The sequence below is a fragment of the Streptomyces barkulensis genome (assembly GCF_002843305.1).
GTDB classification, from domain to species: Bacteria; Actinomycetota; Actinomycetes; order Streptomycetales; family Streptomycetaceae; genus Streptomyces; species Streptomyces barkulensis.
Genome location: NZ_PGSG01000119.1, coordinates 254,749 through 268,507 on the forward strand (window position 1 = coordinate 254,749; position 13,759 = coordinate 268,507).

General features: G+C 74.1%; 10 protein-coding genes and 1 pseudogene. 6 read left to right on the forward strand and 5 right to left on the reverse strand.

All coding sequences use genetic code 11. The annotated features are described in order from the left end of the window. Window positions 1-157: 157 nt before the first annotated feature. The 4 genes and pseudogenes from CUT83_RS29135 to CUT83_RS29150 all read left to right on the forward strand — a co-directional run. A pseudogene (locus CUT83_RS29135) lies at window positions 158-553 on the forward strand (CehA/McbA family metallohydrolase); the annotation flags it as partial. A 14-nt stretch (window positions 554-567) separates the two neighbouring features. Next, window positions 568-783 (forward strand): hypothetical protein, encoded by a 216-nt coding sequence (locus tag CUT83_RS29140; RefSeq protein WP_101258784.1) that lies wholly within the window; start codon window positions 568-570, stop codon window positions 781-783. A gap of 207 nt (window positions 784-990) precedes the next feature. Then, on the forward strand, window positions 991-3,942 hold the full coding sequence (gene afsR, locus CUT83_RS29145) for an SARP-family global regulator AfsR (RefSeq protein WP_101258785.1): 2,952 nt from the start codon (window positions 991-993) through the stop codon (window positions 3,940-3,942). A gap of 230 nt (window positions 3,943-4,172) precedes the next feature. Next, on the forward strand, window positions 4,173-4,331 hold the full coding sequence (locus tag CUT83_RS29150; RefSeq protein ID WP_101258786.1) for a sigma-like protein: 159 nt from the start codon (window positions 4,173-4,175) through the stop codon (window positions 4,329-4,331). Between the two features lie 551 nt (window positions 4,332-4,882). Here the strand turns inward: CUT83_RS29150 and CUT83_RS30200 are convergent. The 3 genes from CUT83_RS30200 to CUT83_RS29170 all read right to left on the reverse strand — a co-directional run bounded on the left by CUT83_RS30200 (window position 4,883) and on the right by CUT83_RS29170 (window position 9,167). Further along, a complete protein-coding gene (locus tag CUT83_RS30200; protein ID WP_158239068.1) occupies window positions 4,883-5,389 on the reverse strand; it encodes a hypothetical protein in 507 nt (168 codons plus the stop codon). A gap of 180 nt (window positions 5,390-5,569) precedes the next feature. Further along, the gene (gene afsK, locus CUT83_RS29165; protein WP_101258789.1) at window positions 5,570-8,095 is read right to left on the reverse strand and encodes a protein serine/threonine kinase AfsK; all 2,526 of its coding nucleotides are present in this window, start codon (window positions 8,093-8,095) and stop codon (window positions 5,570-5,572) included. A gap of 190 nt (window positions 8,096-8,285) precedes the next feature. Further along, a complete protein-coding gene (locus CUT83_RS29170; RefSeq protein WP_101258790.1) occupies window positions 8,286-9,167 on the reverse strand; it encodes a VOC family protein in 882 nt (293 codons plus the stop codon). Between the two features lie 129 nt (window positions 9,168-9,296). Here CUT83_RS29170 and CUT83_RS29175 point away from each other — a divergent pair, with 129 nt between their 5' ends. Next, a complete protein-coding gene (locus CUT83_RS29175; protein WP_101258791.1) occupies window positions 9,297-9,944 on the forward strand; it encodes a TetR family transcriptional regulator in 648 nt (215 codons plus the stop codon). A 208-nt stretch (window positions 9,945-10,152) separates the two neighbouring features. Here CUT83_RS29175 and CUT83_RS29180 read toward each other — a convergent pair whose 3' ends face one another. Next, entirely contained in the window at window positions 10,153-11,472 is a 1,320-nt protein-coding gene (locus CUT83_RS29180) for a S8 family peptidase (protein WP_240958454.1), read from the reverse strand. A gap of 151 nt (window positions 11,473-11,623) precedes the next feature. Next, a complete protein-coding gene (locus CUT83_RS29185) occupies window positions 11,624-12,676 on the reverse strand; it encodes a helix-turn-helix transcriptional regulator (protein ID WP_101258792.1) in 1,053 nt (350 codons plus the stop codon). A gap of 456 nt (window positions 12,677-13,132) precedes the next feature. Between CUT83_RS29185 and CUT83_RS29190 the strand changes: the two genes are divergently transcribed. Further along, a complete protein-coding gene (locus tag CUT83_RS29190) occupies window positions 13,133-13,675 on the forward strand; it encodes a GNAT family N-acetyltransferase (RefSeq protein WP_240958452.1) in 543 nt (180 codons plus the stop codon). Window positions 13,676-13,759: the final 84 nt, after the last annotated feature.

Genomic DNA, 13,759 nt, shown 5'->3' on the forward strand with positions numbered 1-13,759 from the left:
CGAGGGTCGCCGCCCGGTGTTCCTCACCCGCCCTTCCCGCCGACGCGCCCGCCGTCACGCGGTGTCGGACGGGTTGTCCACAGGCCTTCTCCCGCTCGTCACCCACCCGTGGGAAAGTGACCCGAACCACATCGGAGGCGGCAGGACGGGGGCTGTCATGGACCGGCGCGAGGTACTGGGGCTGTCCGCCGCCGCGGGGGCGGCGAGCGTGCTCACGCTCCGGGGCGTGAGCTTCGCGCACGCGCGGGAGCGCGGGAGGGAAGGCGGGAGCGGCGAGGAGAGCAGGAAGGTCCGCGGTCATCTGCCCAACGGCGCGCCGGACTTCGTCCATCTGCCCGTTCAGGTGCCGCGCGGGGTGCGGGAGCTGGCCGTCTCGTACTCCTACGACAGGCCGGCCGTGCCCTCCGGCACACCGGGCAACGCCCTGGACATCGGGATCTTCGACGAGCGCGGCACGGGCGCTGGCGGGCGCGGTTTCCGGGGCTGGTCGGGCGGCTTCCGCACGGAGTTCGCCATCAGCGCCGAGCGGGCGACGCCGCGGTGGCGGTGCGGCTGGAGGTGTCGGGGGTGCCGGACGGCACGGTGCGGCTGCTGACCGACCAGGGCGAGATGCGCTCGGAGCGCCTGCCCGCCTCGGGCTCCGGCACGGTCCTCTGGCGCACCACCGCCTCGCTGGCCGCGTATGTGCGCGCCGAGGTGCGCCACCCGGGCCAGGGCGGCGGCGCGGGGCTGCCGGGCCCGATGGCGGCGATGACCAACCCTCTTTGGCTGGGGGACCTTTGAAGTCCGACGGCCCGACCGATCGCCAACTCCCATGACAAATAAAGGATTTGACCGTGGTCGGACATCTCCGTATCTGTCGGATCATCAACTATCGGTTCCGTCGCGGGTTTGCGGTGACTGTGAGGAGAGGCGGGGGCACGGCTGACGTACCGACCCTTGACAAGGCACACTGTGCGCTGCGGGTCGTCACACTTCGCAGGGGGCACCATGGACGGCGAGGGGCACACCGGACGCGAACGACTGCGGCAGCCGGACAACGATCGTCACCGGCTGCGTTTCGCCGTGCTCGGACCGGTGCGTGCCTGGCGGGACGGCGAGCCGGTCGGCGTCGGCTCGCCCCAGCAGCGCGCCCTGCTCGCCGCCCTGCTGCTGCGCGGCGGGCAGACGGCCACCGCGCAGGAGCTGGTGGACGCGCTGTGGGGCGAGGAGCCGCCGCAGCGCGCCCTGGCGGCGCTGCGCACCTACGCCTCCCGGCTGCGCAAGGCGCTCGGCGCCGAGGCCCTGATCAGCGAGTCCGGCGGCTACGCGATCGGGCTGGGCCCCGGCACCGAGATCGACGCGGACACGGCCGCCGCCCACGCCCTGGAGGCGGAGAAGGCCGCCTCCGGCGGCGACCGCCACCGGGCGCGCGAGCTGTACGGCCTGGCGCTGGCGCAGTGGGACGGCGAGCCCCTGGCCCACCTCCCCGGGCCGTACGCCGAGAACCAGCGGACCCGGCTGGAGGAGTGGCGGCTGTCCCTGCTGGAGCACCGCCTCGACCTCGACCTCCAGCTCGGCTCGCACGCCGAGGTGGTCAGCGAGCTGACCGCCCTGACCGCCGAGCACCCGCTGCGCGAGCGGCTGCGCGAGCTGCTGATGCTGGCGCTGTACCGCAGCGGCCGCCAGGCCGAGGCCCTGGCCGTCTACGCCGACACCCGGCGGCTGCTGGCCGAGGAGCTGGGGGTGGACCCCCGCCCGGAGCTGGCCGAACTCCAGCAGCGCATCCTGCGGGCCGACGAGGAACTGGCGCGGCCCGTCGAGGATTCCGCGCCGCCGGGCACGGCCACCTTCGTGCGGCCCGCGCAACTGCCTGCGACCGTGCCGGACTTCACCGGCCGCACCGCTTTCGTATCGGAGCTGGGCGACCAGCTCGTCACCGCCGAGAGCCGCGTCATGGCCGTCTCGGCCGTCGCGGGCATCGGCGGGGTGGGCAAGACCACCCTGGCCGTGCACGTGGCCCACACCGCCCGTGACCGCTTCCCCGACGGCCAGCTCTACGCCGACCTCCAGGGCGCGGGCCCGGCCCCGGCGGAGCCGGAGGCGGTCCTGGGCGCGTTCCTGCGGGCCCTGGGCACCCCGGACTCCGCGATCCCCGACGGGGTGGAGGAGCGGGCCTCCCTGTACCGCTCGACGCTGGCCGGGCGCCGCATCCTGACCCTGCTGGACAACGCCCGCGACGCCGCCCAGGTGCGCCCCCTGCTGCCGGGCACCGAGGGCTGCGCGGCACTGATCACCAGCCGGGTGCGGATGGTGGACCTGGCCGGCGCACACCTGGTGGACCTGGACGTCATGAGCCCCGAGGAGGCCATGACGCTGTTCACCAGGATCGTCGGCGCCGACCGGGTCGGCGCCGAGCGCGAGGCCGCCATGGACACCGTCGCCGCCTGCGGCTTCCTGCCCCTGGCCATCCGCATCGCCGCCTCCCGCCTGGCCGCCCGGCGCACCTGGACGGTCTCCTTCCTCGCCCGCAGGCTCGCCGACGAGCGCCGCCGCCTGGACGAGCTCCAGGCCGGCGACCAGGCCGTCAAGGCCACCTTCGAACTGGGCTACGGCCAGCTGGAGGCGGAGCAGGCCCGCGCCTTCCGCCTGCTGGGCCTGGCCGACGGCCCCGACATCTCCGTCCACGCCGCCGCCGCCATGCTGGACCGCACCCCGGAGGAGACCGAGGACCTGCTGGAGTCCCTGGTCGACACCTCCCTCCTGGAATCCGCCGCTCCCGGCCGCTACCGCTACCACGACCTGGTCCGCCTCTACGCGCGCACCTGCGCCGAGCGCGACGAGGACTCCTCCTCGGAGCGGGCCGCCGCGCAGTCCCGGCTGCTGGACTTCTACCTGGCCACCACCGCCCGGGTGTTCGCGCTGGCCCGCCCTGGCGACCGGACCGTGGAACACCTGACGGCCACAGAGCACTCCGGGCTGGAGTTCAACGACAGGACCACCGCGCTGGACTGGCTGTTCACCGAGGCCGACTGCCTGCTGGCCTGCGTGGAGCAGTCGACGGAGAACGGCGCGCTGCGCCGCGCGGCCGACCTGCTGATCGCGGCCAAGGACCTGGCCGACTCCGGAGTCCACTCGATGCGCTACGAGCGGGCCGCCGCCGCCCTGTGCCGAGCGTCTCAGGCCGCTGGAGACGCCTGGGCCGAGGGGCGTGCCCAGATCATGCTCACCCATGTTCACACCGTGACCGGCCGGTTCGACCAGGCCGACGACAACGCACGGCGTGCCATGGAGCTGGCCGAGCGCACCGATGACCCGGTGACAGGAGGCTACGCTCTCAATGACCGCGGCATCAGCGCTCTTTCCCGCAGCCGGTACGAAGAGGGCGAGAAGTATCTGAAACGGGCCATCGAGGTGTTCCGCGCGGACGGCAACCGTCCAAGCGAGGCCAGTGTGCTGTGCAACCTCTCACGGACCCATCTGGGTCTGGGGCGGACGGACAGCGCCATCCGGCTCGCCGAGCAGGGGGTGGCCATCTACGCCGACATGGGGATGACCATGCGGCTCGCGAACGCCCAGTACGCCCTGGCGATGGCCCTGACCGGTGCCGGGCGTGCCACGGAAGCTCTCGACCAGCTCAACCAGGCTCTCCCGCTCTTCCGGGAGAGCCGCCAGCCGATGTGGGAGGGCGCGGCCCATCTGCGGATGGCCGAGGCCTATATGGCCGCTCGGCGCCCCGCGCAGGCGGCCTCCCACGCGGAGCAGGCCCTCGCGCTGCGCGCGGTCGGTGGGGACTGGCGGCGCGGGAATGTGCTGACCGTGTTGGGACGTGCCTTAGACGCACTTGGCCAGACGGGCCGCGCACGGGCGTGCTGGCAGGATGCGCTGGATATCTTCGAGTCCTTGAACTCCCCGGAGGCCTCAGTGGTGCGGAAACTGCTGTCGTCAGCCGTCGCCGCGTAGCGGGACGAGTGGTCCCGCGATCTTCGGCGGTGGGCGTTCATCAATTGTTTATCGCCGCCCGCCATGCTCATACATGTCGATCCGCCGCGTCGGGGGGCAGGCGGGTCGACGGGTCTGACATCCCCTGAGCCAACGGGATGAGCGGCCCGAAGAGCGCGTCCGGCGGCCCACGGGGGAGTCGCCGGACGCGCTCTGGACCTCCCGCCACCGGAAAGAGGAAGTTGGTCCACATGAGCGACACCGGCAAGAAGATCGCGAAGGACGGCCCGCAGCTCGAGAACCACGCGCCGGTTCCCGGTGAGGGCGGTTCGAAGCCTCAGGAGAACCACGCCTCGGGCGGCGAGGTCACCACCCAGGAGAACCACGCCTCCGGGAACAGCGCCAACTGAGCCATATCTCACGGGGGTACAAGGGACCGGTCCCGGCGGCGGGGAGGGGGAGCCGCTGCGGCCGGTCCCTATTGGGACGCAACACACGGATCGCGCCACCGTTGGATCGTTTTCCGGACATGAAGATCGAATGGCCGTTCTTCTATCGCTAGGTTGGCCCGTGAAGGGAACATCGTTATCCACAGAGGAGCCTTTATGACGCACCCGAAGAAGGTTCTCGCCACCTTCGCCCTGGCAGCAGCCTTGGCGGGCGGTGCAGCTGCCCCGGCTATGGCCGACAACCACGTATCCGTCGGTCCCCAGGGGGTCTCCACCCTGGGAGCGTGCGACAACCACGTGTCCGCGCCGGGGTGCGGCAGCCCCGCAGCCGAGACGCAAGGTGACAACCACGTCAGCTGACACAAGCGGCAACGTGTCTGGGCGGAGCCGCGACAGCATATCCGCCCAGACACGTTGACGAGGCCTCTCACCTCTTCCCCCGGGAGGAGGAGTTCGCCCCCGTTGAGCACATGCCCGGCTCCCGCCAGGGCTTTCGCCGTTCCCGGACCGGTTCAGTCGGTCACATAGACACTGCAGTCGTCCGCGGCCCCCACCATGCTCGGGTCCCGCGGCTTCACCTCGACGCGCTTGGTCTGGTTCCTTCCCACGCTGACGCGCTGGGAAGAGGTGTCGATGGCGTCCCCGAAGTCGTCGACCAGATACACGCGGACGGTGTAGGTGCCGGCGTCGCCGTCGGAGAGTTCGACCACTGTCCCCTTCCTGCCCTTGGCGCACGAGATGATCTCGGCGTCCGGCTCGTCCTTGCGGGACGAGGAGCCGGAGGACCCGGAGGAACCGCTGCCGGCGGTCGTGCCCCGGTAGCCGCTGTAGCTCGACCGGCTGCCGGCCTTGTCCTTGCCGCAGCCGCCGCCTCCGCCTCCTCCACTCTTGCTGCTGCTCCCCCGGCCGCCGCCGCCCTTGCCACCGCCGCTGCGGGCCTGGCTGAAACCGGACAGGGCCAGCGTCACGACGGTGACGACGGCTATCAGCTTGAGGTGGCGCTTCACAGAGCGCTTCATGGCGCGTTCTCCCCCGGTGGACGCTCGGTGCGCGTACGCACTCGCTGTTGACTGCCGGACTTTCTACCAGGGTTCACGCGGGGAACGGCCAACGGGGTTCCCACGCATGGCGGTTCGCCGGAAACCGGAGCGGGCAGAGCGGCGCGGAACGCGGGAACGGGGAACGGGGGCGGGGACGGGTCAGGCGCGGGCCTGGCCCGTCCCCTTGGCCGCGTCCAGCGCGTACACGCAGCGGTCCCGGCTGCACGCGAAGACCACGCCGCCCGCGACCACCGGCGATCCGGTGATCTCGCCCTCCGTGGCGAGCTTCCAGCGCAGCCGGCCCCCGACGGCGTCCAGCGTGTACAGGCAGTGGTCCGCCGAGCCGAAGTGGACCCGGCCGTCCGCCGACACCGGGGCGCCGGTGATCTCGCCGCCCGTCGCGAAGCGCCAGCGGGGGGTGCCGCTGACCGCGTCCAGCGTGTAGAGCGCGCCGCCGCTGCCCAGGTGGACCAGCCCGTCGGCCACCACCACCGGCTCGGCCGTCTGGCGGGACTCGGTGGCGATCCGCCAGCGGTCGTGGCCGTTCGCGGCGTCCAGCGCGTACACCGTGCCCAGGTAGTCCGCCAGATAGACGCCACCGCCCGCGATCGCCGCGCCCGGCGCGAAGGCCGGCGGGCACAGGAACGCGGCGGGCGCGTCGAAGCGCCACCGTTCCGCTCCGGTGACCGCGTCCAGGGCGAAGACGCGCGAGCCGGCGCTGACGTACACCGCGCCGTCGTCGGCGGGCAGCAGCCGCACCGGGACGCCGCCGGTGGCCGAGGAGTCGCCGACCGGGTACGACCACTGCTCGGCGCCGGTGCGCGCCTCCAGGGCGTACAGCCGCCCGTCGCCCCAGACGTAGACCGAGCCGCCCCTTATCACCGGGCCGGCCTCGGCGGTCTCGAAGTCGGTCTGCGCGCCGGACAGCTCCCACAGCCGCTCGCCGCTCGCCGCGTCCCACGCCTGTACGCCGCCGCCGCGGGTGCCGGTGACGACCGTGCCGCGGTCGGCGCGCAGCGCGTACACCCAGCCGTCGGCCGCCAGGCGCCAGACGTCGGAGCCGTCGCGGGCGTTCAGGGCGTACAGGCTCGGGCCGTCGGAGGCGTGGACCCGGCCGTTGCTGACGGCCATCGACCACGCCACCTCGCGGGTCTTGAACTGCCGCCGTCCCGTCGCCACGTCCAGCGCGTGGACCTCGAAGGAGGTGACGTACAGCAGGCCGTCGGCGACGACCGGGGTGCCCCACACGTCGTTCGACATCCGGAAGCGCCACGGCCGCCAGCGCGGCGGCGCGGCGGTCTCGCCGCCGGTGGGAGCACCGGGAGCACCGGGAGCACCGGAAGGGCTGTGGGGGGACGCCTGGGAGGGGGTGCGCGGCGGGGGGTGGGACACGGTGGCGCCGTGGGCGCCGGTGCCGTCCGCACCGCCGCCGTCCGGCGCGCGCAGCACCCAGGACGTCGGGGCGCTCACCTCGGTGACGCGCGCCCGGGGCCGCCGGGGGCCGGGGCCGATGGGCAGCGGGGCGCCCGGCAGCAGTACGGAGCCGCCGTCCGCCGGGGGGTGCGGGGGCGGCGGGACCGGGGCGTGCGGGGGCGGCGGGACCGCAGGCGGCGCCGGGGGCGCGGCCACGGACGCGGCGGGCGTCCCCCCGCCCCGCGGGTCGGCGGCCGGGGGCCGCCACTCGGCGCCGGGGCCGGCCGCCGGGGCCCGGGAAGGAGCGTGGGCGGCCGCGGACGCGTGCTCCGGCGCCCGGTGCCCGGGCCGGGACGCCGGCTTCACGGGCCGCGCCCGGCCGCCCCGGTGCCGCTCGATCAGCGCCACCGCACCGGCCGGCAGCCAGGCGGAGGCCGTGCCGCTGTCGTCACCGCCGGAGGAGAACAGGTGCGGGGCGAGCTGCGCCTGGAGGTCGGCCGGGGTGGGCCGCTGGTCGGGCTCGGTGCGCATGCAGGACTCGATGAGCGGTCCGAGCTCGTCGGGCAGTCCCTCCAGGTCCGGGCCCTCGCGCAGCAGCATGAAGACGGTCTCGACGGGGTTCGCCCCGTGGAAGGGCGGATGGCCGGTGGCGGCGAAGACCAGGGTGGAGCCGAGGGAGAAGACGTCGCTGGCGCCCGTGACGCTGCGCGAGTCCCTCGCCTGCTCGGGTGACATGTAGGAGGGGGTGCCGACGGCGACGTTGGTCATCGTCAGCCGGGTGTTGGACACCCCGGAGGCGATACCGAAGTCGATCACCCGCGGCCCGTCCTCGACCACCAGCACGTTGGAGGGCTTCAGATCGCGGTGGACCAGGCCCGCCCCGTGGATGGACTGGAGCGCCTCGGCGACTCCGGCGGCCAGCCAGCGCACGGCCTGCGCCGGGAGCGGCCCGCACTCGTTGACTATCTCCTCCAGGGACGGCGCGGGCACGTACGCGGTCGCCAGCCACGGCACCGCGGCGCGCGGGTCGGCGTCCACGACGGCGGCGGTGTAGAAGCCGCTGACCGCGCGGGCCGCCTCCACCTCACGGGTGAAGCGGACGCGGAAGAGCTGGTCCTCGGCGAGCTCGGTGCGCACCGTCTTGATCGCCACCCGGCGCCCGGAGGCCGAACGGGCGAGGTAGACCAGCCCCATGCCCCCGGCGCCCAGCCGTCCGAGCACCTCGAACGGGCCGATACGCCGCGGATCGTGCTGCGTCAGCTGCTCCACCACTTGCCTGCCACCTCCCCGTCGGGGTCGACGATCGCCGCCCCGCGCAGCCTTCCACCGCCGTACCGGTCCCGCGGTCCGACAGCGATTCTTCCTGGCGGAGCCCTCGGTTGCGAACCCGGGGGCGGTGAGTCGCCCTTTCCCCGGCCGGTGGGCTCCGGGACGTGTCCGGTCCGCGCCGCCGGGTCCGGCCTCAGAGCGCGGTGGAGGTGTCCAGGACCCCGAAGCGCGCGCCCTGGTTGTCGGCGAGGACCGCGTAGCGCCCGAAGGGTGTGTCCTGCGGGCCGTCGATCGTACGGCCGCCCAGGCGCACGGTCGTGCGGACGGCCGCGTCGCAGTCGGCGACCGCGAAGTGGACGAGGAAGTGGGCGGGCATCTCCACCGGATACGTCTCGTCGATCATCGTACGGCTGCCGACGGCGTGCTCGTCGTCGGCGGGCTCCCCGCGCGGGGCCCAGACCATGATGTCGGCCGCCTCGCCCGTGCTCTCGTCACCGGCCGGATACATGACGTAGCCGAAGACCTCCCGGTAGAAGGCGTCCACCGGTTCCCTCTCCCGGGTGCACACCTCCGTCCACACGTACGAGCCCGGTTCGCGCACCGCCTCGAAGCCCGCCAGTTCCTCCGGCTGCCACAGGCCGAAGACCGCGCCGTCCGGGTCGACGGCGGTGGCCGCCACCCCGTCCCGGCCGACCGCCTCGGGCTCGGTGACGAGCTGCCCGCCCGCGGCGCGGATGCGCCGGGCGGTCGCCGCGGCGTCGGGGGCGGCGAGGTAGACCGTCCACACCGTCGGCAGCCGGCCGTCCGGCTTGCGGACGAGTGAGGCGACCCGCCTGCCGCCGAGCAGCGCGACCGTGCGGGCCCCCTGTACGGAGTGCCCGGGCCGCTCGGACCGTCCGGGCTGTCCGGGCTGTCCGGGCTGTCCGGGCTGTCCGGGCCGCTCGGGGGGCGCCGGGTCGCCGAAGGTCCAGCCGAACAGCTCGCCGTAGAAGCGTTTGCCCGCCTCCAGGTCGGGGAGCATCGCGTCGGTCCAGCAGGGTGCGCCCTCGGCGAAGACGCCTTCGGCAGCGACCATCTCCCACTCCTTCCGTGCGGCTGCGTCCCGACAGGCGAACGCTGCCCGCTTATCACCCCTCTTGCAGTAGACCACCCCATTTGGGGTCGGTCGAATCGCGGGCCGATCATCCCTCGGTAAGCTGACGACATGACAGGACAAGTACGAACTGTTGACGGTCGGGTGGCCGGGCGCCGTGGCCAGGCGACGCGGCAGAAGCTGCTCACCTGCCTCGACGAAATGCTCAGCTCGTCGCCCTACCGCGATGTCCGGGTGATCGACGTCGCCCGGCGCGCGGGCACCTCCCCCGCGACCTTCTACCAGTACTTCCCGGACGTGGAGGGCGCCGTCCTGGAGCTGGCCGACGAGATGGCCCGGGAGAGCTCCTCGCTGAGCGAGCTGGCCACCGACCGCACGTGGACGGGCAAGGCCGGGTGGCAGACGGCGGAGGAGGTGGTGGACGGCCTCCTCTCCTTCTGGCGGGAGAACGACGCGATCCTGCGGGTGGTGGACCTGGGCGCGGCCGAGGGGGACAAACGTTTCTCCAAGATCCGCGCGAAGGTCCTCGGCGGGATCACCGGCCCGCTGGCCGACTCCATCGGGAAGCTCCAGTCCAAGGGCAAGGCGGACTCCGAGATCAGTCCGGCGGCCGTCGCCGGCTCACTGGTGTCGATGCTCACCTCGGTGGCCGGCCAGCAGAAGGCCGCGCAGAGCTGGGGCGCCAAGAAGTCCGATCTGAAGCCGAACCTCGCCTATCTGCTCTACCTGGGCGTCACGGGCCGCAAGCCCAGCCGGTAGGGGTCCGGCCCCGCCCGGCCGCGGCCCTCTCCTGCCCGGCCCCGCGCCCGCGGCCGTTCCGCACCCGTTCCGCGGCCGTTCCGCACCCGCTTCCGTTCCTGTCCGTGCCCGGCTCCCCGGGCGGCCGGCCCCTGTCACCGGCCGCCCGGGGAGCCTCTCCATGCCCGGCCGCCCCAGGGCCCGGAGGCCCGGGGGCGCCCGGGGGGCGTCAGAAGCGGCTGTAGAGGAGCCGGTTCGGCGAGCCCTCCCCCGGCCCCGTCACCCGGCCGGGGCTGGAGGCGTCCAGCAGCGCCCGGGTCACCGCCGCGGGCGTGGCCTCCGGGTTCTTCGAGACGTGGAGCGCCGCCGCGCCCGCCACGTGCGGCGCCGACATCGACGTACCGCTCATCGTCCGCTCCGCGGTCCGCGAGCCGATCCCGGCCGACGGGACGGAGGCGCCGGGCGCGAACACGTCCACGCAGTCGCCGTGGTTGGACCAGCTGGGCCTGGAGTCGTCCCGCGCCGTCGCGGCCACCGTGATCACGGACGGCTCGCGTGCGGGCGACTGGGTGCACGCGTCGGTGGCCTTGTTGCCCGCCGAGACCACGACGGTGATCCCCGCCTCGACCATCTTCCGCACCGCCGCGTCCTTGGCGTCGCTCGCAAGGCCGCCGATGCTCACGTTGGCGACCGCGGGCCCGGTGGCGTTCTCCGCGACCCAGTCGTAGCCGGCCAGCACGCCCTCGGTGGTGCCCGAGTTCTGGCAGTTGAGCACCTTCACGGCGACCAGCTTCACGCTCTTGGCCACACCGTAGGTCTCACCGCCCAGGATCCCCGCCACATGCGTGCCGTGCCCGTGGCAGTCGGAGGCCGTCCGGTTCCCGTCCACGAAGTTGTAGCCGTAGGAGGCGCGCCCGCCGAAGTCCTCGTGGGCGATGTTGATGCCGGAGTCCACGACGTAGGCGGTGACGTTCGGCGCCGTGGCGCCGTAGCCGTAGCTCGCGTCGAGCGGCAGGTCGCGCTGGTCGATGCGGTCCAGGCCCCAGCCCGGATCGGCCTGCAGCAGGGTGCCGCTCACATCCGGTCCCTTCGACGGGCCCGGCGCCCGCGGCAGGTCCGGCGCCTGCGGCAGGACGTCGCCGCGCTCGACTCGGTTGGCCTCGACGTACGCCACCGAGGGGTCGGCTGCCAGGCGCCGCGCCTGCTTCTCGGTGGCCTTCAGCGAGAAGCCCTTGAGGGCCGAGGAGTAGGTGCGCTCCGCCTCGCCGCCGAAGGTGCCGGTCAGCCTCTCGGCCCGGTCCCGTACGCCTCCTGCCGTCCTCAGGCCGCGGGCCCGGTCACCGGTTTCCTTCAGCACCACGATGTACTCGCCGTCCAGCGCGCCGGGCGCGTCCGCGCCCCGGACCTCTCCCAGGGGAGCGGGCTCCGGGCCGGGGGAGGCGGCCGAGGCCGCCGCGGCGGTGGTGCCCGTCAGGACGAGCGCCGCCAGGACGGCGCCGACGGCTATTCGGGGTCTTCTGGCCTTCTTCACGGTGTGTTCTCTCTTCACTGGGGGGTGCGTGTGCGGGGGAGCGCTCACGGTTCTAGCCGATGGAGCGTCACCCGCGGGGCACCGGGGTGTCGTGGCACGGTGGTGCCCCGGTGCGCTTCTGTGCCGGTCCGGCCGCCTGTGTGCCGGTCCGGCCGCGTGCCGCCGGGGCTCACAGCCAGCCCCGCCGCTGCGCCTGGAGGGCGAGCTGGAAGCGGCTGCCCGCGCCGGCCTGCGCCATCAGCAGCTCCATGCGGCGGAAGAAGGTTCGGCGGCTGACGCCCAGTTCGCGGATGATCTGGCTGTCGGGCACCCCCGCGACCAGCATCGCCAGGATGCGGCGCTCGGCCGGGCCGGGCCGGGCGCCGCCCGGCGCGGCGGCCCCGCTGTCGGGGTGGACGGGCAGCGCCCGGTCCCAGTACGCCTCGAACAGAGCCCGCAGCGCGGCGAGTAACGCGCTCGGCCGCACCACGAGCATGCTGCGGCTGACGTCCACGTCCGCGATGGACATCGAGACGAAGCCGACGCGGTCGTCCACCACCATCAGTTTCACCGGCAGTCCGGACACCACCCGGGCCTCCTCGCCCGCGTCCACGCACGGCTGGACGTTCTCGGTGAGGTAGCCGGGGCGGGCGAGCGACTCCCGGGTGTACACCACCCGGTAGCGCACCCCGCGGCGCAACTGCCCGACCTCCTCCTTGGCGCCGCGCTCGGTGTCCCAGAAGTACGGCGGCGAGTCGAACCGCAGCACCTCGCGCCGCGCTCCGCCCAGCGCCTCGCCCAGCACCCGCTCGATGTCGCCGCCGGTCACCTCCTCGGCGACCGAGCCGCCCACGGCCGACGGCGTACGGCGGCGGTAGCGCTCGTAGGCGCGCGCGACCGCCAGGCGGGCCTCCTCCAGCCGCAGCGTCTCGCGCCGGGAGAGCAACTCCAGCGCGGACGCGGGCGGTACGGGTACCAGCCCGCCGACGGGGTCCCGCCCGCCGTGCCCGTCCCCGCCGCGCCCTTCGCCCCCGTCCCCCTCGCCGGCGGGCACCTCGGCCGCCAGGCCGAGCGCGAGCAGCGCGCGCCGCGCCCCGGGGGAGGCCGGGGGCGCCGGGCGGTCCGTCAGCAGTGCCACGTACAGGTCGACGGCCCCGCCGTCCACGCCGAGCGCGGACAGATGGGTCGCCAGGGTGTCGGGGCACGGCTCCTGCGCCGGTGCCCCGCCTCCGTCGCGCTTCACGCTGCGGCACCTTAGTGCCGCTGTCCCGCAGGTGTCACCGGCCGTCCGCGCCCGGGTGTACAAAGTCTGCGTACGCCGCTCGCCGACCGGCCCGCAACCCCGGTCGCCGGGCGGGGTGGTGCCCGCTTCCGTGGCGACGGTCACGGCCCGGCGCCCGGGAAGGTCCCCCCGGGCGCCGCACGGCGCACGGAGGCAGGGCGGCGATCTCCGGGTATCCGGACTCCAGGGCGCAGGTCCCACGTCCTGGGGTCCGGGCACACGGGGACGAACCGGTGAAGGATGCGATCGGCGATGCCTCCCCGCATCGCGCCGGGGGCCGCCGGGACGCCGGGTTCCGGCGTCCCGGCGGCCCCCGGTCGCCTCCCCGCTCCCCGGTCGCCTCCCCCGTCCCCCGCTCTCCGTTCCCTTCGCGCACCGCGCGGATTGGCGGGCCCCCCGCCGGAGCAGGATCGGTGTGTGACGACGACGAGCGCGAGAACGTGCGGGGAGCAGTTCGCGGTGGTGCGGCTGCCGGAGTACACCGGGGCCGACCGGGAGGAGGTCCGCGGGGGTGTCCCCGACCCCTACCAGATCGAGGGGCTGGTCATGGCGTGGCGGCCCAAGCGGGAGCACTTCGGCATCCGGCGGGAGGGCCGCCTGGTCGCGCACGCGGGTCTGGTGACCGTGCCGGTGTCCGTCGCGGGCCGGCGCACCGAGGCGGTGGGCCTGGGCGGTGTGATCGTCGCCCCCGGACTGCGCGGACAGGGCCTGGCCCGGGCGGTCGTCACCGCGGCGATGGACCACGCACGCGGTATGGGCCCCGACACCGGCCTGCTGTTCTGCTGGCCGGAGCGGATGCCGGTCTACGAGGCCCTGGGCTGGCGGGAGCTGGAGGAGCACGTCCGCGTCGAGCAGCCCGACGGGCCGGTGACCATGCCGATGCGCACCATGTGGACGCCGCTGCGCGAGGGCGCCGGCTGGCCGCCCGGCCCGGTGCACCTGCTGTCGCTGCCGTTCTAGGCCCTGTCTGACAAATAGCGCTGTCCGCCCGAAGGGCGGGCTCCGCGGCGTCTGGTGCGTGCGATCGCAAGGCGGAGGAGGAGA